The following is a 17,274-nucleotide window of genomic DNA, read 5'->3' on the forward strand; positions in this document are numbered from 1 at the left end:
CCCCCCCCCCCCCCCCCCCCCCCCCCCCCCCCCCCCCCCCCCCCCCCCCCACCAGGGAGTGGCCAACACTGCGCGGGTCGCCGTCTTCATCGATGGCGCGAATTTCTATAATCGTCTCCGCCAGTGCCGCTGGCCGACAAGGATCGACGTTGGCGAGTTCGGTGCCCGGCTCGCGGGAGCGCGCGATTTCGTCGGTGCGTGGTATTACAACGTATCACCTCCAGCCGAGCGCCCGGCAGACCAGATCCGCGGGCAGGAGGCGTACTACGCGCGGATACGCGAGCACGGGCTAGTGACATTCAGATTGGGTTTCCTGCAGCGCCGACGGGTCGACGCGAAGGTGTTATACGAAGAGAAAGGTGTCGACGTGGCTCTGGTCGTCGACATGTTGACTGGCGCGTTCGAGGATCGCTACGACACCGCGGTCCTCGTCTCGTCGGACGGCGACTTCAAGCCCGCAGGGAGGCCGTTGCGACGGTACGCCAAACACGTGGAGTACTTGTACTTTGGCGGATCCCAGCGCTCGTCGGCACTGCTTCAGGCATGCAATGTCGCGAGAAAGTGTCGTCGGTCGTGGCTGATTGAATTCAGCGAATAGCCAGGCCGCGAGCACCTCTCGCGCACCGTCCTCGCGGACCGCGACAATCTACGTCCATACGGCGAACAGTACGGCGTCGGTGTGGTTGGAGGGGTCGAAGAATGCGACGGCGACGTTGCGCTCGGCGATCATCTCGCCGGCGGCGATGTCGCGCGCGACGTTGACGCCGGCGACGAATTGCTGCAGCGAGCCTGTGAACTGCACGGTCGCCTTGTAGGCGCCGGCGTCGAAGGCTTTGAGGATGCCGGCGCGGAGGTCGGGGGCCGTCATGTGGGCTCCTGGATGCTGGTCTCACGACACGCGCAGATGCATGGGCCGTCGTGATCCTTGAGTTTCTTGCAGAGGTGCAGGGGGTGAGTTCCCCAGGTGGCGTTGCACGCGTTGGTCCATATGTCTTTCGTTTTGGTGGTCATCGTGGTCCGAGCCTCACTTCCTGTTGGTAGATGGCGCGGCGGTTGTGGTAGCGCCAGCGGATGCCGGTGGCGCGTCGGCGTTCGGTTGCGGCGCTGATCAGCGTGTCGGCGAACGACACGACGTCGTAGAGCTGCAGTCCGACGTTGGGCTGGGCGATCAGGCGGCCGTGGCCGGCGTCGAGCTGACGCGAGCGGCGGGGCGCGGCGGCGGTGGCGTCGGCGGCGGCGCCGGTCGCCGACGTGAGGTCGCGTTGGCGGACGATCTCGCCTATGCCCTGCGCGAGCTGCGTGAAGTCGAGGTCGTCGCCGAAGGCGGCGGCGCCGAAGGCGTGCGCTTCGCTGACGGGCGCGGGGACGGCGCGCAGCTCGAGCGCGCGCAGCGGATGGTCGAGGCCGTAGGCGTACGTCGTGCCCTGGCTGGCGGAGAGCGTGAGGTTTTCGAGCGTGGCGTCGGCGACGAAGCGGGCGCGGTCCTCGAGGAACGCGTACGCCTGCAGCAGCGCCTGGTAGCCGGTGGTCGCCGGGTCGACCGCGAACGCCGGCGTCACCGTCGACAGCCTGGTGGATCCGGACGTGACGGCGAAGTCGAGGCCGGCGCGGGCGAGGATGCGGTCGATGATCGTCGAGTAGGTGTCGGCGGTGTGCGAGAGGGCGGTGCGCTGCGTCGAGCGGCGCAGCAGGTCCCACGCGCTTTCGAGCTGGACCCGGAGGACGGAGAGGCCGCCGGAGCGGCGGTGCTCCCAGCCGGCGACCCACATGTCGGGCAGCGGCGACGTGCGGAGGCCTGAGGCGGTGTCGTAGCCGAAAGCGACGCTGACGCGCGCTCCGAGCGTTAACGGGGCAGGAGGTCCCGCGTAGGCGCCGCCGGCGTTGTCGAGCTCGAGGATGCCGGTCATGGCGCGCGGCTCCTCGTCGACCTCGAGCGAGAGGACGGCCGCGGTCACGTCGAGCGTGACGGCGGCGGTCGACGCGCGCTGCACCAAATCGACGCCGGACTGGTAGACCCAAGACTGGTTTAAGTCGCCGTCGTGGCAGTGGGCGAGGCCGTTGGATCCGGCGTAGCTCGTCGGGACCGGCGTGCGCCACGTGTAGGCGCCGGCGTCGAAGCCGGCGAGCGGATGGACCCACGTGCGGTACGTGCGCGTGGCGCCGCCGGTGAAGAGCTGCGCCTCGACGTAGTTGACGCGCCAGGTATCGGAGAACGTGAGCGACGGCGCGCCGAAGGCGGTGATGCCGGCTTCTCCCTGGACCTGCACCCAGAGCGCGGACCACGCCGGCGTGGTCGGGTTGTAGTGCAACGACCAGACCGTCGGTTTCGCCGTCGTCGTCTCCTCGCCGGTGAGCACGATCTCCCAGAAGAGGCCGCGGACGAGCGCTATGCCGTTGAGCGTCGCGGCGGTGTGCGGCCAGGTGAGGATCCCCGCGAACACGCCGGCCGTGCGGATGTTGAGGTAGGTGTTGGCGGTGCCGGCGGTACACCAGGCGACGGCGAGGTCGCCGGACGTGTTGGTGTAGGCGACGGCGAGGTCGGCGATCGCGAACGCCGACGCGAAGAGCGCGGCGTCGGCGGAGAACGTGGCGCCTGAGTCCGTCGATTCGCGAAAGCGGATGTTGGCGCCGCCGGCGTCGCTGTAGATGACGATGACGTTGGCGCCCCAGGCGGCGGCGGCGACGTTCGAGCCCATGCCGGTGGCGAGGTCGATCCAGGCGGCGGCGAAGGCGCCGACGGCTGAGGGGTCGGTGACGCGCTGGTACTTGACGGCGCCGGCGGACATGCGGACTCGGTGCAACGTGCCGTTGCTCGAGAGCGCCACGTCGTGTTTGGCGTTGGCGTTGGCGGTGGCGTCGAGCTGCGCGAAGTCGAGGCGGCGGACGACGCCGATGTCGTTGTGCACGATCACTGCGACGTGCGGCTCGCGCGAGGCGTCGACCTGGGCGGCGAGGAGGTCGGCGTGGATGCTACGCATAGTTTTCAGTTCTCAGTCGTAAGTTGTAAGTCGGTTTCGGCGCTTGGGTGCGCGGCGGCGGAGCTGATCTTCCTGGATGCAGGCCTTGCACCATACGTGCATGCCCAGAGGTGCCCGGGGCTGCGACATGAAGAAGTCCGGCGTCGCGGACCACCACTCTTCGCATTTCGTGCATTGCTTTTGGAGTCCAAACCGCACGTCGTAGCGAAATCGCCGGGGGTGTTGAAGCGCGAAGGTCTGGCGATCGCGTTCGGTGGCCACCGGCGACTGACGACTGGCGACTGACAAATGTGACAAATGTGATAACTGATCACTCGTCATCGGGGTCCTCATGCGCGGTCGCGGCGGACGCGTTGGATGGCGTCGTTGAGCTCGCGCATGTCTTCATCGCTGCCGCCGGCGTCGGGGTGCAGCGCTTTCGCCAGGGTTTTGTATGCCGCCTCGGCGACGGGGAGCGGCGTGTCGGGCCGCACGCCGAGCAGCTCGTAGGGGTCGCGGTGCACGGCGGCGGCGCCGAGCTGGAGCATTTGCGAGACGGTGTTCGTGAGCAGGTCGCCGAGGCCTCGGCGGTACGCGAGGCGCAGCCCTTCGAGGGTGAGGTAGACCGCGCGCAGGTTGTCGCGGTAGCGTTGCTGCAGCCCGTATTGCACGCGCACGGTTTCGCCGTGGAACTCGAAGACCACTTCGGCCGTGTCGTTGGCGTCCTTGAGGTTGCGGGCGCTGATCAGCTCGGCGTCGCGCCAGCCTTCGAAGCAGTAGCGGAGCTCGCTCATGGTCTCGTCGGGCGTCTTGTTGGTGCTGAGGTTGTAGGTGGGCATCAATACTTCACGCGGTCCTGTTCGAAGATCGACGGCGCGTCGGTGGTGTACATGCGGCGTTGGCGCACGGTGTTGTTGCGGGCGATGCGCGCGAGCTCGGCGCGGAAGTAGCCGAGGCGCTCGTCGGCGAAGGAGCGGTAGCGGCCCCAGACGTCGTCGCCGCCGGTGTTGATGCGGTTGCTGGCGAACGACGTCCAGTCGAGCGCGGCGTAGGCGGCGGCGCCGGCGGCGATCAGGTCGTCGTGGGGCGCCGGGACCGTCGACGTGGAGCCGTCGAGCGTGTGCGTCTTCGTCCAGAACACGTTGACGTTTTCGACCCCGCCAGGCGCGCTCACGACGTCCATCGTCAGCGTGTCCTGCCAGAGCGTGAAGCCGACGCGCCTGGGCGGAAACTCGCCCGTCGGCCACTCGACGGCCTCGACGGCGATGCGGCCCGTTAGCGTGCTTAAGCTGACGTCGCGCGATGCGGCGACGGTAGCGAGCGTGTCCTTCTGCTCGCGCGGGGCGTGCAGCGAATACTCGAGCGCGGCGCGCGCGATGTGGCGGTCGAGGACGGTGTCGGTCCAGCGGTCGGCGGGGTCGTCGTGGAGGTCCTTGCGGACGGCGGCGCGGATGACGGTGATGTCAGCTGCGATGGTGCGTTGCTCCTCTCCGGTGCTGTCGGTTGCGTAAGTTGGTTTCCCCTCCCGGACCCTCCCCTTCATCGATCGCCGAGGCGTCGAGCCGAGGCTTCGTTCAGACGTCGATGGTGAACGTGTGTTCGATGGCGGGCGGGGCGTCGGCGTCGCGCAGCGCGTGGCGCAGCGCCGCAAGAAAGGCGTCGCGCGACGGGCGCACGTGGAAGACGAGGAGCGCGGTATGCGCGAGCTCGTCGATCCGTACGGTGGCGGTGTATTCGGCGCCGGCGACGGGCTCGCCGGCGGTGCCGAGCATGACGTCTTGGCGATCCCAGTCGATGAGCGTACACGTGAGCTGCACGGTTGGCTCCTTCAGAATGCGACGCCGACGAGGACGGCGGCGGCCTGCGCTGCGTTGTTGCCCTTGGAACGCGCGGCGACGCGCGTGCCGGCGGGCACGAAGATCGCTGAGTCGAGGCGGCGGAACTGGTTGACGCCGGTGTGAAAGCCGGCGGCCTGGCCCATGCACTTGAAGCGGGCGACGGCGTGCCAGACTTCGGCGCCGGCGGCGCCGGCGCCGAGCTGGACGTCGATGACGTCGCCGCCGGCGCTGGTGCCCGGCCAGGCGGCGGAGACGGTGCAGAGCCAGAGGTCGTTCGGGACGGCGGCGTGCAGCTGCACGGCGGCGCCGTAGGCGTCGGCTGAGGCGCCCGTGGTGACGGCGATCGGGACGGCGGTGCTCCCGAGGGCGTCGAACGAGTATGCGCTGCCGAGCGTGTCCTTGCCGTAGGGGATGTCGTCCGAGGCGAGCGCGGCGGCGGGGATGAGGCCGGTGGCGACGATGCGGCTGCCGGACTTGATGGTGGCGAGGCTGGAGCGGGCGCGGAACGCGATGCGGACGCCGGCGGGCAGCAGGATGCCCATGGGGAGGTCGAGCTGCATGGCGGTGAGGTTGGTGAAGGAGGAGGCCTGGCCCATCGTGTAGGGGACCTCGACGGGCAGCCAGACCTCGGATCCGGCGGCGCCGGTGCCGAACTGGATGATGGCGCCGAACTGGGGGTTGAGGGAGGAGCCGGCGATCAGGAACTGGTAGAGGATGCGGTCTTCGGCGAGGCCTGCGTGCAGCTGTACTGCGGCGCTGTACACGTCGGGGCCGGCGGGCATGTTGAACGCGATGCCGCCACCGGTGCTGGGGTTGATGTCGGCGGAGGCGTTGCCGAGGAAGCCCTGGTAGACGGTGGCGGCGCTCACAGGCGGCGGCTCCAGTCCGCGCTGCGGGAGGAAGCGCGGGGCGCGCGTACGCCCGGACGAGGCCGGCGATGCGGGCCGTGCGGGGCCTTCGGGCCGCTGCGGTCTCGCGGGCGCGGCGGGGCGGTGAGGGTGCGCAGGGTGCTTGTTGACAAAGTCTGTTTCCACACGCCGTGTGCTCGTTCATGCTCCGGTGACCGATGGCAAGACGGTAGTCGAACATCTGTGCTATCACATAGCTATGGACGTCACGCGCCAAGCACGGGATGACAGCACCCGTTTCCGGCTGTTCCACGAGGACTGCCGCCCGATCGCAGGTTGATACGAGACGGAGCTGATGAACGTTGATCCCGGCGTGAACGTACTTTCGGTGCCGAACCATCCGCTGCGGCTGCTCTCTCTGTTCGCGCTGAGCATGTTGGCGAGCCTGATCGTCGCCGGGGCGGCCGCCGCGCTGGTCTACGTCATCGACGACGTGGGGTTGAGCGACGTGCGCGGCGTCGCGGCGCCGCCGCACGGCATCGACGCGACGGATGGCCTCGTCGTGGTCATCCCGGTCGAAGACGCGCAACAGTTCGAAGATCTCGCCGGCTTCGCGCCGTTCGTGCCGTCATCGCTGCCGGCGACCACGGTCGACGCGCCGGTGATGTCGGTGACGCCGCCCGACGAGCAGGGTCGCAGCGTCGGGCGCGTGTCGTACAGCGCGCAGCCTGACCCCGTCGAGGGCATCACGGGCCCGCTAATCGTCATCATCCAAGCGCAGGGCACGCCGGGCGAAGGCGTCGACGGTCAGCTCAAGCGGCTGACGTCAGGCAACGGGCGCACGCTCGTCGCGACGCTGCCGTGCGGCGACCTGGTGTTGGACGTGCAGATGTACTTCGGTCCGGGCATCACGTCGGGCGAGCCGTTTGTGACCGACCACATGAAGTCCACGGCGGAGAGCTTCGTCGACGGCGTGAAGGCGGATTGCAGCGCGCGTTAGCGGCTGCTATTTGACAACATCTGCAATAAATGAGCATAATTGCAACGATATGCGAGAGCGTCGCAGCCCGAATGAGCAGCGCAACGCGCAGGTCTCGGATCTCTGCACGGTGGCGGAGGCGGCCGAGATGCTTGGCGTCAGCGTATCCACTATCTGGCGCTGGGTGGACTCCGGACAGCTTCCGGCGTTCCGCGTCGGACCGAAGGCGATTCGCATCAAGCGACAGGATGTAGAAGCCGCGATTCAGCCGGTTTCACGCCAAAACGAGGTCCCCACGATGAGTCGCATCTACACCGACACCAGAGAAGCGCTGCGGCCCAGGACGGCGGAGGAAAGGGCGCGCGCACTTGCCTGGCTTGAGCGGGCAGAGAAACTTGCGAAGCGGTTCAGCGCTCGACGCAAGGGACTCCCTCTGCCCGACTCGGCGGCGATCATCAGGGAGGCTCGAGAAGAACGCTCCAAGCAACTATGAGCGACGCCATCGTGGTGGACGCCAGCATCGCGTTGAAGTGGATCTTCAACGAGGACTACTCAGATGGCGCACGCAGCCTGCTCCGACATACGCTCGCACAAGGACATGAGCTCGTCGCGCCAGCGATATTCTTGAGCGAGGTCACAAACGCCGTCTTCCAACACGAACGCCTCGGGCTGATCACCGCGAAAGAGAGCGACCTGGCCATTGCGTCGTTGCTTGCCAATCCCGTCGAAGTTCTCTCACCGCCCACGCTGTATGGCGACGCCCTTGAGCTCGCAAGGCAGCACGGACTCCGCGCAACATACGACAGCCAGTACCTCGCACTCGCCGTCAGTCTTGATGCGGAGTTCTGGACCGCCGACGACCGACTGTTCGATGCGCTGCCCCGATCGCTGGGATGGGTACGGCGGATCGCTGACTATCGTGTGCCGCGCGCACTGAGAAAAACGAGCCTGCTACTCAAATAGCAGAATAAGCAGCGTCGGACCCGTCGACGGATCTTGTGGATCGACGCCGATCTCTGTTGTGCCACCCGCAGTGAACTCTGGAAAGGAATCCACTGCGCCTCCGAATACTCTGACAATCACCGGCTGTTCAGCCGTTCGCGCGAACACGATGGCGAAGAACCCACCGAGCTCGCTCGGGTCCGTAGAACTCAACACCAGTGAGAACATAACCTTGCAATCTGCAACGTTCCCCTCGGAGCGACACCCGATCGTGTAGACTCGCGTCCGCTCAGCATCGACTGGAGCGGGTGATGACCAGCCACCAAGCAACTCCTTGATGCCGGCAAGATCCGTGGTGTAAGCCTCGGGCTGGAAGTATCCTGCGCCGAAGCCGTACCGCACTTCCTCCGGGATCGCTCCGTCACAAAGCGGAAACGTATGATCGAGGCCTTCGTTCACCCCGTTCGGGCAGGTGATCGGTACACCCGGCGAGCCTTCAAGCAACTCATCGGCGCGGCCTTCGCTCACGAGCAGCTCTACTCGCTGTGCGAAATCACATAGTTCCTGTTCTACCGGGCATGTCGAGGACGAAACGATGACAGAAGCGGCAGGATCAGGGGGGAACGTCGGAGTACTGCCGGACTTCTGCGTCGCTACGACCGTCTCGCCCGAGCTAGCCGGCGCATCCTGGCCGGGATCGCCACACGACATCAGGAGCGGCGCCGCCACCGTCAGGATCACGCACGCAAGGAGACTGGGGACGAGCATCTATCCCTCCGGTCAGCCCTGCAGATGCGATGATACAACGGATGTCGCGAGATCCGACATCCGATTTCTAATCGCCCCTTGCCCTAAACCACTCCACCGTGCGCGCTAACCCCTCCCGCAGCCCCACCTGCGCGCGCCAGCCGGTGGCAGCGCGGAGTTTCTGTGACGAGGCGTAGTTCGCGGGCACGTCGCCGGGACGCTCCCCAAGGTCGTTGAGCTGCGGCTCGCGGCCGACGATGTCGCTGATCTGTTCGATCACGTCGATCATCTTCGAGCCGGTGTCGGAGCCGACGTTGAAGTAGTCGAGGCCGCTCAGTCCGAGCACGGCGGTGTGCGCGCGCGCCAGGTCGTCGACATAGATGAAGTCGCGCACCTGCTCGCCCTTCCAGTACAGCGGGATCGGCTCATCGGCGAGCAGCGCCGTGATGAAGTTCGGGATGGCGTGGGTCTCCGGCTCGTGCATCTCGTTGGGGCCGTACGGGTTGAAGTAGCGCAGGATGATCGCGTCCATGCCGTAGGTGGCGTGGAAGGACTCCGCGAACGCCTCGGTCGCCACCTTCGACGCGCCGTACGGGTTCGACGCGGCACCGAGCGGGTCCGTCTCGCCGATCGGCAGGTGTTGCGGCGTGCCGTAGACCGTCGCGCTCGACGAAAACACGAGCTTGCCGACGCCGGCGCGTTGCATCGCGTCCATCAGGCGCACGGAGTTCAGCACGTTGTTCTCGGCGAAGAGCAGCGGCTGCTCGACGGAGCGCGCGACCTCGATAAACGCCGCCATGTGGATGACGGCGTCGTGGCCGCGCAGCCATTCGGCGAGACGCTCGTCGCGCATGTCGCCTTCGATGAAGCGCGCGCCTTCGGGCACAAGCTCGCGAAAGCCCTTCGACAGGTTATCGACGACGGTGACATCGTGCTGTTCTTCGAGCAGGACGCGGGTGACGGCGGAGCCGATGAATCCCGCCCCGCCCGTGACGAGGACGCGCAGGCGGCGGCGCACTAAGCCTCGTACTTCTTGAAGACGAGGCAGGCGTTCTGGCCGCCAAACCCGAAGCTGTTCTTGAGCACGACCTTGATCTCGCCGACTTCGCGCGACTGGTTCGGCACGTAGTCCAGGTCGCAGTCCGGATCCGGGTAATCCTGGTTGATCGTCGGCGGCACCCATCCGGTGAGGATCGACTGCACGGCGACCACCGATTCGATCGCCGCGGAAGCGCCGAGCGTGTGGCCGATCTGCGACTTCGTCGAGCTGATCGGCACCTGGTACGCGTACTCGCCGAGGGCGCGCTTCATGGCGATGGTCTCGTACTTGTCGTTCATCTGCGTCGACGTGCCGTGGGCGTTGACGTAGTCGATCTCCTCGGGCTTCACGCCGGCGTCGGCGAGCGCGAGGGTCATCGCGGCGGCGGTCGTCTCGCCGTCTTCGACGGGCGCGACGACGTGGTGCGCGTCCGACGTGCACCCGTAGCCCGCCAGCTCCGCGAGGATCGTCGCGCCGCGCTGCTTAGCGCTTTCTTCCGACTCAATGACGAACACCGCGGCGCCCTCGGACGACACGAAGCCGTCGCGCTGCGCGTCGAAGGGGCGGCTGGCGCCGGAGGGCGGGTCGTTACGCGTCGAGAGCGCTTTCATCACCTGGAACGCGGCGAGTCCGAGTTCGGAGAGGCCGGCTTCGGTGCCGCCGGTGATCATCATGTCGGCGCGGCCAGCGCGGATCATCTCCAGCGCCTCACCCATCGCATTGCCGGCCGATGCGCAGGCGGTGGAGATCGTCGCGTTGTAGCCCTTCAAGCCGTGCGTCATCGCGACCTGCGCGGCGGCCATATTGGGCAGCATCTTCACCATGTAGAACGGGTCGACGCGGCGGCCGCCCTTCTGGACGATGTCCTTGACGGCCTTGTCCGTGTCGGGATAGCCGCCCATGCCGTTGCCGAACAGCACGCCGACGCGGTACCGGTCGTCGATGGCGCCCGTATCGAGGTTCGCCATCTTGAACGCCTCGACGCAGGACGCGAGGGCAAGCTGCGAGAAGCGCGACATGCGGCGCGCCTCCTTGCGGTCGATGTACTCCTCCGGCGCGAAATTCTTCACCTCGCCGGCGATGTGCGTGTCGTAGCCGGTGGAGTCGACCTGCGTCAGCCAGTCGACGCCCGACTTCGCCGCAAGAGCGCGCTCCCAGAACTCGGGCACGCTGTTGCCGAGCGGGTTGAGCGTGCCCATGCCGGTGATGACGACCTTCCTGCGGCCGTTGCCGTTGGTGGCGTTGACCATGCTGGCTCTCTGAAACCAGGCGGAACGAGGCTATCCCGGCGCCTGTCCGAGGGGCGGTCGCCCCTGCTTCATCGATAGCATGATCATATCTGATTCGATCCCAAGCAGGTATTCGCGCAGCGCCGCAACGAACGCGATCGCGCCGAACGCCACGACGGCGCCGCGCTCGCCTGCCGAAGCTACGGCTGCTTCATACGCGTCCGGGAGGCTGCTGAACGTCTGCACCGGCGCCTCGTACGGCCGGAACGCTTCGGCAAGCTCGCGAGGGTCGGCGGCGCGCGCGCTCACCCACCCCGTCACGAACACGTCGTCGGCGATCTCCGCGACCGCTGCCGCCATCGCTGCGACGTCCTTGCCGGCGAGCGTGCCGAAGACAAACGTCGCGTGCGAGAGGCCGAAATGCTCGCGCAGCGCCGCCACCATGCGCTTCGCCGAATCGCCGTTGTGGGCGCCGTCGATGATCACATACGGCCGCCGCTTCAGCACTTCGAGCCGTCCCGGCCACGTCAGATCGGCGAGCGCCGTGCGCACGTGCTGCGGCGTCAGTTCGAATCCCGCACAGGCGGCCAGCGCTTCGCACGCGAGGATCGCCGTGGCGGCGTTATCGAGCTGATGGCGGCCGGTGAGCGAAAGGCGGCCCGCGTACGCCGCGTGCTCCGTCTTCATCTTGAAGTCCTGTCCTTCACTTGAAGCGGACGTGCGCGCGAGCTGACACGCCTTCGCCGTTTCGATGACCGTCGCGCCGCGATCATCGGCCGTTGCGCGCACGACGTCGATCGCCGACTCACGTTGCGGCGCCACGATGACCGTCGCGCCGGGGGTGATGATGCCCGCCTTTTGTGTCGCGATCTCCGCGATCGTATCGCCCAACACGGCGGTGTGTTCGAGGCTGATCGGCGTGACGATGACGACGTCGGTGGCGTCGAAGACGTTGGTCGAGTCGAGCGTGCCGCCGAGCCCCACTTCGACGATCTGCAGGTCTACCTCCGTTTCGCGGAAGGCGACGAACGCCGCCGCGGTCAGCGCGTCGAAGGCGAGGAATTGTCGTGCGGGGAAGTTGGCAGCGACCCCGGCGATCGCGTCCCGCGCCAGCGTCATGGCCGAGGCGAACGCCTGCTGCTCGCACGGCTTGCCGTCGATGCGGATGCGCTCGTTGTATCGATGCAGGTGCGGGCTGATGTAGTAGCCGGTGCGCTTGCCGGACGCCCGGAGGATCGATTCGACGATGGCGCCCGTGCTGCCCTTCCCCTTCGACCCGGCGATGTGCACCGTCGGACGCGCGAGATGCGGGTCGCCGAGCACCGCGAGCAGCGCGCGCATCGGTTCCACGTCCGGGCGCGATGCGAACTCGCCCGTGCGTTCGAAGTCAGGCAGCGTGAGCAGCCATTCCAGCGATTCGACGTAGTCCATCGCAGTCTGTCAGTCTGTCAGTCTCTCAGTCAGTCAGCAATCCGCGGTCAGCGGTTAGCGGTCAGCCGTCAGCAGTCGGCGGGGCAATGATAGCAACGCTCGGTGCGTCGACCGTCGCTGCATCGAAGTCCGGCTTTGCGCTGGATCGTGACGTACCGTCAGGCCCGACCGCCGCCCTCTGACTTCCCACAAGCCACTTCGCTAAGGCTCGTACGGTCTTCGCGCGGTGTTGGCCCAGTGCTGCCATGCCGGTTTCTCGGTGTCGTCGTCGCGCAGCAGGCCGATGCTCTCGAAGGCGCCGAAGGCGGTGTCGCGCGCGTACGTCGGATCCCAGATCGCGAACCAGACGACGAATGGCATGGCGAGGTCTTCCGCCTCGTCGATGATCCGCTCGACGAACGCGGACTGGTCTGACTCCGTGCCGCTGTTGACGCCCTGGGCGCCGGCCGTCGTCGCGTACCCCATCTCGGCGATGGCGATCGGCTTGTCGGTGAAGGCGCGCAGTTGCGAGTAATAGTTTTCCGGGATCGCGGCGGCGTTCGGGAAAGCGAAGCTGGGATACGTGCTGATCGCCGTGAAGTCCGTGCGCGGCTCGAATGCCGTGACGAGTTGCCAGTCCGCGAAATGGCGATCCTCGCGGGGCAGCAGCCCCTGCAGGTCTTCGTACTGGAGCGTCACTGTGATCTGGGTCTTGGGTGACTTCGCCTTCACCGCCTCGTACGCCTGGGCGTACAGCGTCTTGAAGTTCTCGAAGTCTTCCGCGTTCTGCGCGTAGTAGAGGTTCATCTCGACGCCGAGCGCCATGTAGTCGGGCTCGTAGTTCAATGCCACGTACTCCGCGTACGACACGAACGCCGCCCGCACATCACCGTCGTCGAAGCGTTTGCCGGAGAGCGAGACGGGAAGGTTCGAGAGCCGGTCGCGGCCGGTCGCGCCGTCCGTCGGATCGATCGCGAAGAAGGAGCGCAGATCGTTGTCGTCGATCGCCCTGATCTCCGACGAGGTATTGCGCGCCGTCTCGTCGCTGATCTCGGCGCCGGGCGTGAAGTCCGACCACGGCACGCTGCGCTGGATGAGCACCAGGTCGCCATGCGTATCCGCGAACTCGATGGCCTCCTGGTACGCATCGGCGTTCAGTTCGCGAGGCAAGGAACTGAAGCCCATCATGAACGAGCGTGCGGGTCCGCTGGGCGGCTCGACGCCCGGATCACCCGCGTCACCGCCGCACGCGGCGAACGCCGCCGGCAGCACCATCAGCAGCGCGAGCGCACAGCCTCGCCAGAGTCGTCCCAAGATCACCATTCCCGCGTCCCGGCGGATTGTACCGTGTCGCTTCGCGGCGCAATCCCAAAGTCAGGGAGCAGGATCAACCGATGAAGGTGCTTTGGACGGCAATAAACGCCGCAATTCGCGCATGTGGCGTTCCAGTTCGCGCGGCGTTCGCACCCGCGCAACCGTCAGTTGCGCCAGCTCTGGTTGCCGCAGGTATTCCGGATAACGCCGCCGCCGGCTGCGGTGCGACTGCACGATCCATAGCAGGAGCGACTCGCGACTGAAGAAGAACATGCGCAGGCGCTCGCGGTTATTGCCCCAGAGCACTTCCCCGCGGGCGCGGCGGCGGAACGTCCGCAGCGTGACCTGCCAGAGCGCCCGCGGCATGGAGTAGTCGAGCCAGATCACGTGTTCCGCGCGTCCCCACGTGAGATCGCGCACCTGCGCGTAGCCGCCGTCGACGACCCATGCATCGCCGGCGAGCGCGGCCTCCACGCGCGCGCGAAAATCCGCGGGCGCGGCGGGCGTCCAGGCCGGCTCCCAGTGCAGAGCGTCGAGCTCGACGTGCGGCAGCGCCGTCATGGCGGCGATGCGCGCGGCAACCGTCGTCTTGCCGCTCCCCGACGTCCCGATGATGGCGATGCGGCGCGGGAAGCGGGGCAGCGTCGTAGGCGTGTCGGGTTGTGGGGGCATGGACTCTGTTCGCTACTGCAGTGTGATGCGGAGACTGTGGAGATCCGGACCGGGTCGCCGTGATGAGGTCCTTCGCGTTCGCTCAGGACGACCTTATGCGCAGACTGATGATTTTATGCCAGACCGATGATTTTATGCGCAGACCGATGCCGTGATTCGCAGACTGATGACGTTATGCAGACTGATGACGTTATGCGGACTGATGACGTTATGCGGACTGATGGCGTTATGCAGGCTGATCGACGTTATACGGAGTGATGACAGTCATTTCGGCTTATCGCCGAAGACTAATCGACTGAGCCGCCTCACGCCTGCTGGTCGAACTCCGACGTGTCGCCCACTTCGAGCGCCTCTTCGCCGGAAGGCGCGAGCAAGATGTCGGTGAACGTACCATCCTGGACGGCGTCGAGTTCGCGCGCCTTGATCAGCTCGAGCACGGCCATGAACGAGACGATGATCTCCATGCGTGTGCGACACGCTTCGATCACGCTGCGGAAGCTCACCGTGCCTTCGGTCTCGAGCCGCGCGCGCAGCAGTTCGACCTTCTCTTGCACCGTGATCTTGTACGGGCGGATGACGTGCACCGGCTCGTGGTGCTCGATCTCGCGCGTGAGGGCGATCTCCACCATCTGGCGCAGCAGGTCCACGGTCACGCCATCGAGGCCGGTCGGGGGCGGCAGTTCGGGCGGTGGGGCGATACGCGGGTACGAGTGCAGGCCGGCCGTCTCGATGGCGCGCAGCCTGCCGGCGGCCTCCTTGAAGAGCTTGTACTCGAGAAGCTGGCGCGTCAGCTCGCCTGCCAGATCTTCCTCGTCCTCGTCGTCCGTGCCCTCGACCGCCGGACGCGGCAGCAGCGCCCGCGACTTGAGCAGCAGCAACCGGGCGCCAATGGAAATGAAGTCCGCGAGCGCATCGAGATTGATGTGCTCCGATTGGTGCAGGATCTCCATGTACTGATCGGCGACGGCGACCAGCGCGATGTTCGTGATGTCGAGTTCTTCGCGTTCGATGAGGTGCAGCAGGAGGTCGAGCGGCCCCTCGAAGAAGGGGAGCGCGAGTTGGATGCCCGTGGCCTCGTCATGTAGCGCGGAGGTGCGCGCCTCAGGGTGTGCGGTCATCCGGGGGATGATAGCAGAGGGTGGAAGCGAGATGCGGGGTTAGAAGCGAGATGCGGGAAGCGGGATCAAGCGCCGAGTTAGTTGCGGAGGCGCTCGCGAAGCTTGTCTATCACTTCTCGTTCGAAGATGGCTTTGAGTTCATCCGGCTGCAGGTCGTTGTCGCACGCGACGAACGCGTCATTGAGCCTCACCTCACTTCGCCCCTCACGAAGGTCAACGAACTCGGCGCGGAAGTCGATGCCGCCGAACGTCGCTCCACACTCGTTTGCGCGAACGCCTACGTCATAAGTGAATGAGAAGAACGGCGTGAGGGGCGGGCTGTACTCCCGATCATCGTCGTCGATGCGGTCGAGTAGCCCAACGAGGTCAGACTTGGGCACGGCGAACGCATATACGTTGGCCCCGGGCTCGTACGCGACGGTCTTCTTAACGGACGGCTCGCACGTCGTCGCCGTGAACGCGAATAGAGCGACCCCGGCGAGTATCAAGGTCCGCCAAGAACTGGCTGTCGAGAGGCTGGTCCGACTGGTGAAGTAGATGTACGAGGCGGGCAACGCAACGAGCGCGACCAAGTCCGTCCAGTCAACGACGCGCTTCACGTCCAGTACAACTACAGAGTTCCACAGGTCGATGACACCCTGTGACGTCGGCGACTTCCACCAAACGAAAGCCGCTGCCGTCAAAAGATAGATTTGATCGCGTCGTGCGGGCACCACCGCCGCGAAAAACGCCGGGAAGATCCAGAGACCGGCGAAGTCTGAGAGCTTGCCGGTCAGTTCGTTGGCGAGTTCGCGTTTGAGTATGAAGTCGTTGAGCAGCAGGACCGCAAGGCCGATCAAGAAGCCTGGAGAGGTCACTGTGCCGCTCAGGCGAGTGGCGCGCAGGGAATGCTCCCACCCTCCTCTTGCATTCATGCGGCCACGATAGCACCACTGGCACAGCAAGAAGCGGGATCGACGCCGATCCCGCTTCTTGCTCCTCTGCGATGGGAGGCATCGTCGGTCTGCACCAGACGGGCTTCGGGTGGCGGACGCCGTCATGCTCGATGGCACGATCCTCCGCGCAAGGCTTATGACGTCGAGATCGAGCGGTGTGAGCAGCTGGCGCGATGGCGCGCGGCTAGCCGGCGGCCGGACGCTTGCGTGTGCCGGTCCTGGCGAGCAATTCTCGCGGCCCCAACTCAACGATGCGCGCCTCGCTGACGATACCACGCGCGATGCGCATCAGCGCGACAGTCTGCACACGATGAAAGCCCGCGCGGCCTGCCGCACCGGGATTCACGTACAGCACGTCGACGCGACGATCGATCAGGGTCTTGTGCGAGTGGCCGAAGACCACGATCTGCGCATCGTCCGGCGGGCGCGCGTGCGGCAACTGGTGCACGAGATGAAACCGGACGCCGCCAAGCGCGAAGTCGTCGATGAACGGCAATCCAAGCCCGCCGAGCTTCTCGTCGTTGTTGCCGTATACGGCGTGCAGCGGCGCGATCGCGCGCAACGCTTCGAGCACGTGCGTGCCGCCGACGTCGCCGCCGTGCACGATCGCGTCGACGCCGCGAAACGCCGCCGCAAGCCGGGGATCGACGTACCCGTGCGTGTCCGCAATGACGCCGACCAGCATGCGATCGCTTCTCGCTTCTCGCTACGACGCGAGCGACGCGCTGACGCTGATGTTCACGTTGCCCCGCAGCGCGTTCGCGACCGGGCACTTCTGCTCGGCAGTCCGCGCCATCTCGTCGAACTGCGCGGGCTCGAAGCCGGGGACGTTGCCTTTCACCGTCAGCGCGATGTCGGTGATCTTCAGCCCGCCTTCAATCCGGTCGAGCGACGTCACTGCCTCGACATCGAGCTGCTCTGAGGGATTGCCCGCTTGCTTGAGGATGTTGGCGAGCACCATGACGTAGCACGTCGCGAGCGCGCCGGAGATCAGCTCCTCGGGCGTCGTGCCCTCCTGCTTTTCGGTGCGGGCGCTGAACGTGACGGTCTGCTCGGGGAAGGCGTTGCTGCCGACGCGCAGCTTGCCGGACCCTACGATGAGGTTGCCGGTCCACGTGATGTTGGCACGGCGCTGGTTCAGTGGCATGCTGATCCTCCTGCGTTTGGTGGCTGGTCGTTGGTCGCTAGTTGCTCCCTCACTGTGCCACGCCGCGCAACGTGCGTCAGCCTCTATGCGGATATGCGA

At 66.3% G+C, this 17,274-nt stretch carries 20 protein-coding genes; 4 read left to right on the forward strand and 16 right to left on the reverse strand.

Features of this window, described 5'->3' with window-relative positions; all coding sequences use genetic code 11:
• Positions 1 to 58: 58 nt before the first annotated feature.
• Positions 59 to 598 (forward strand): NYN domain-containing protein, encoded by a 540-nt coding sequence (locus WEB52_15065; protein MEX2227755.1) that lies wholly within the window; start codon positions 59 to 61, stop codon positions 596 to 598.
• 48 nt (positions 599 to 646) lie between these two features.
• Here WEB52_15065 and WEB52_15070 read toward each other — a convergent pair whose 3' ends face one another.
• From WEB52_15070 to WEB52_15095, 6 genes are all read right to left on the reverse strand, one after another.
• Positions 647 to 868, reverse strand: a complete 222-nt coding sequence (locus tag WEB52_15070) for a hypothetical protein (protein ID MEX2227756.1) — start codon at positions 866 to 868, stop codon at positions 647 to 649.
• Positions 869 to 1,007: 139 nt separating this feature from the next.
• The gene (locus WEB52_15075) at positions 1,008 to 2,978 is read right to left on the reverse strand and encodes a hypothetical protein (GenBank protein MEX2227757.1); all 1,971 of its coding nucleotides are present in this window, start codon (positions 2,976 to 2,978) and stop codon (positions 1,008 to 1,010) included.
• A gap of 329 nt (positions 2,979 to 3,307) precedes the next feature.
• On the reverse strand, positions 3,308 to 3,796 hold the full coding sequence (locus WEB52_15080) for a J domain-containing protein (GenBank protein MEX2227758.1): 489 nt from the start codon (positions 3,794 to 3,796) through the stop codon (positions 3,308 to 3,310).
• A complete protein-coding gene (locus WEB52_15085; GenBank protein MEX2227759.1) occupies positions 3,796 to 4,500 on the reverse strand; it encodes a hypothetical protein in 705 nt (234 codons plus the stop codon). Before WEB52_15085 ends, WEB52_15080 begins: the two co-directional genes overlap by 1 nt.
• Positions 4,501 to 4,531: 31 nt before the next feature.
• The gene (locus WEB52_15090; protein MEX2227760.1) at positions 4,532 to 4,774 is read right to left on the reverse strand and encodes a hypothetical protein; all 243 of its coding nucleotides are present in this window, start codon (positions 4,772 to 4,774) and stop codon (positions 4,532 to 4,534) included.
• Positions 4,775 to 4,785: 11 nt separating this feature from the next.
• Entirely contained in the window at positions 4,786 to 5,664 is an 879-nt protein-coding gene (locus WEB52_15095) for a hypothetical protein (GenBank protein MEX2227761.1), read from the reverse strand.
• A gap of 334 nt (positions 5,665 to 5,998) precedes the next feature.
• Between WEB52_15095 and WEB52_15100 the strand changes: the two genes are divergently transcribed.
• The 3 genes from WEB52_15100 to WEB52_15110 are packed head-to-tail and all read left to right on the forward strand — an operon-like array spanning position 5,999 to position 7,585.
• On the forward strand, positions 5,999 to 6,643 hold the full coding sequence (locus tag WEB52_15100) for a hypothetical protein (protein MEX2227762.1): 645 nt from the start codon (positions 5,999 to 6,001) through the stop codon (positions 6,641 to 6,643).
• Between the two features lie 49 nt (positions 6,644 to 6,692).
• A complete protein-coding gene (locus tag WEB52_15105; GenBank protein ID MEX2227763.1) occupies positions 6,693 to 7,115 on the forward strand; it encodes a helix-turn-helix domain-containing protein in 423 nt (140 codons plus the stop codon).
• Positions 7,112 to 7,585: a type II toxin-antitoxin system VapC family toxin gene (locus WEB52_15110; protein MEX2227764.1), complete on the forward strand. Its 474-nt coding sequence runs from the start codon at positions 7,112 to 7,114 to the stop codon at positions 7,583 to 7,585. The genes WEB52_15105 and WEB52_15110 overlap by 4 nt, the downstream gene beginning before the upstream one ends.
• Here the strand turns inward: WEB52_15110 and WEB52_15115 are convergent.
• The 10 genes from WEB52_15115 to WEB52_15160 form a co-directional block, all read right to left on the reverse strand.
• Entirely contained in the window at positions 7,574 to 8,305 is a 732-nt protein-coding gene (locus WEB52_15115) for a hypothetical protein (GenBank protein ID MEX2227765.1), read from the reverse strand. The genes WEB52_15110 and WEB52_15115 overlap by 12 nt on opposite strands.
• A 94-nt stretch (positions 8,306 to 8,399) precedes the next feature.
• Positions 8,400 to 9,329: an NAD-dependent epimerase/dehydratase family protein gene (locus WEB52_15120; GenBank protein ID MEX2227766.1), complete on the reverse strand. Its 930-nt coding sequence runs from the start codon at positions 9,327 to 9,329 to the stop codon at positions 8,400 to 8,402.
• Positions 9,329 to 10,600, reverse strand: coding sequence for a beta-ketoacyl-ACP synthase II (gene fabF, locus WEB52_15125; protein ID MEX2227767.1), 1,272 nt, complete (start codon positions 10,598 to 10,600; stop codon positions 9,329 to 9,331). Before fabF ends, WEB52_15120 begins: the two co-directional genes overlap by 1 nt.
• 30 nt (positions 10,601 to 10,630) lie before the next feature.
• Positions 10,631 to 12,010: a folylpolyglutamate synthase/dihydrofolate synthase family protein gene (locus WEB52_15130; protein MEX2227768.1), complete on the reverse strand. Its 1,380-nt coding sequence runs from the start codon at positions 12,008 to 12,010 to the stop codon at positions 10,631 to 10,633.
• Between the two features lie 201 nt (positions 12,011 to 12,211).
• Complete coding sequence (locus WEB52_15135; protein ID MEX2227769.1) at positions 12,212 to 13,312, reverse strand: hypothetical protein; 1,101 nt, start codon at positions 13,310 to 13,312, stop codon at positions 12,212 to 12,214.
• A gap of 51 nt (positions 13,313 to 13,363) precedes the next feature.
• Positions 13,364 to 13,975 carry an adenylate kinase gene (locus WEB52_15140; GenBank protein ID MEX2227770.1) on the reverse strand — a complete coding sequence of 204 codons (612 nt, stop codon included), beginning with the start codon at positions 13,973 to 13,975 and terminating at the stop codon, positions 13,364 to 13,366.
• Positions 13,976 to 14,280: 305 nt separating this feature from the next.
• A complete protein-coding gene (locus WEB52_15145; protein MEX2227771.1) occupies positions 14,281 to 15,093 on the reverse strand; it encodes a ScpA family protein in 813 nt (270 codons plus the stop codon).
• Positions 15,094 to 15,170: 77 nt separating this feature from the next.
• Positions 15,171 to 16,007, reverse strand: coding sequence for a hypothetical protein (locus WEB52_15150; GenBank protein MEX2227772.1), 837 nt, complete (start codon positions 16,005 to 16,007; stop codon positions 15,171 to 15,173).
• Between the two features lie 205 nt (positions 16,008 to 16,212).
• Entirely contained in the window at positions 16,213 to 16,713 is a 501-nt protein-coding gene (locus tag WEB52_15155) for a metallophosphoesterase family protein (GenBank protein MEX2227773.1), read from the reverse strand.
• A gap of 21 nt (positions 16,714 to 16,734) precedes the next feature.
• A complete protein-coding gene (locus WEB52_15160) occupies positions 16,735 to 17,175 on the reverse strand; it encodes an OsmC family peroxiredoxin (GenBank protein MEX2227774.1) in 441 nt (146 codons plus the stop codon).
• Positions 17,176 to 17,274 lie beyond the last annotated feature (99 nt).

Source organism: Dehalococcoidia bacterium (assembly GCA_040902535.1).
Classification (GTDB): domain Bacteria; phylum Chloroflexota; class Dehalococcoidia; order DSTF01; family JACRBR01; genus JBBDXD01.

Bases quoted from the DNA above. Each gene is read 5' to 3' on its own strand.
- WEB52_15070 (MEX2227756.1), bottom strand. From the start codon at position 868: ATGACGGCCCCCGACCTCCGCGCCGGCATCCTCAAAGCCTTCGACGCC.
- WEB52_15075 (MEX2227757.1), bottom strand. From the start codon at position 2,978: ATGCGTAGCATCCACGCCGACCTCCTCGCCGCCCAGGTCGACGCCTCG.
- WEB52_15080 (MEX2227758.1), bottom strand. From the start codon at position 3,796: ATGCCCACCTACAACCTCAGCACCAACAAGACGCCCGACGAGACCATG.
- WEB52_15085 (MEX2227759.1), bottom strand. From the start codon at position 4,500: ATGAAGGGGAGGGTCCGGGAGGGGAAACCAACTTACGCAACCGACAGC.
- WEB52_15100 (MEX2227762.1), top strand. From the start codon at position 5,999: ATGAACGTTGATCCCGGCGTGAACGTACTTTCGGTGCCGAACCATCCG.
- WEB52_15105 (MEX2227763.1), top strand. From the start codon at position 6,693: ATGCGAGAGCGTCGCAGCCCGAATGAGCAGCGCAACGCGCAGGTCTCG.
- WEB52_15110 (MEX2227764.1), top strand. From the start codon at position 7,112: ATGAGCGACGCCATCGTGGTGGACGCCAGCATCGCGTTGAAGTGGATC.
- fabF (MEX2227767.1), bottom strand. From the start codon at position 10,600: ATGGTCAACGCCACCAACGGCAACGGCCGCAGGAAGGTCGTCATCACC.
- WEB52_15130 (MEX2227768.1), bottom strand. From the start codon at position 12,010: ATGGACTACGTCGAATCGCTGGAATGGCTGCTCACGCTGCCTGACTTC.
- WEB52_15135 (MEX2227769.1), bottom strand. From the start codon at position 13,312: ATGGTGATCTTGGGACGACTCTGGCGAGGCTGTGCGCTCGCGCTGCTG.
- WEB52_15140 (MEX2227770.1), bottom strand. From the start codon at position 13,975: ATGCCCCCACAACCCGACACGCCTACGACGCTGCCCCGCTTCCCGCGC.
- WEB52_15145 (MEX2227771.1), bottom strand. From the start codon at position 15,093: ATGACCGCACACCCTGAGGCGCGCACCTCCGCGCTACATGACGAGGCC.
- WEB52_15150 (MEX2227772.1), bottom strand. From the start codon at position 16,007: ATGAATGCAAGAGGAGGGTGGGAGCATTCCCTGCGCGCCACTCGCCTG.
- WEB52_15155 (MEX2227773.1), bottom strand. From the start codon at position 16,713: ATGCTGGTCGGCGTCATTGCGGACACGCACGGGTACGTCGATCCCCGG.
- WEB52_15160 (MEX2227774.1), bottom strand. From the start codon at position 17,175: ATGCCACTGAACCAGCGCCGTGCCAACATCACGTGGACCGGCAACCTC.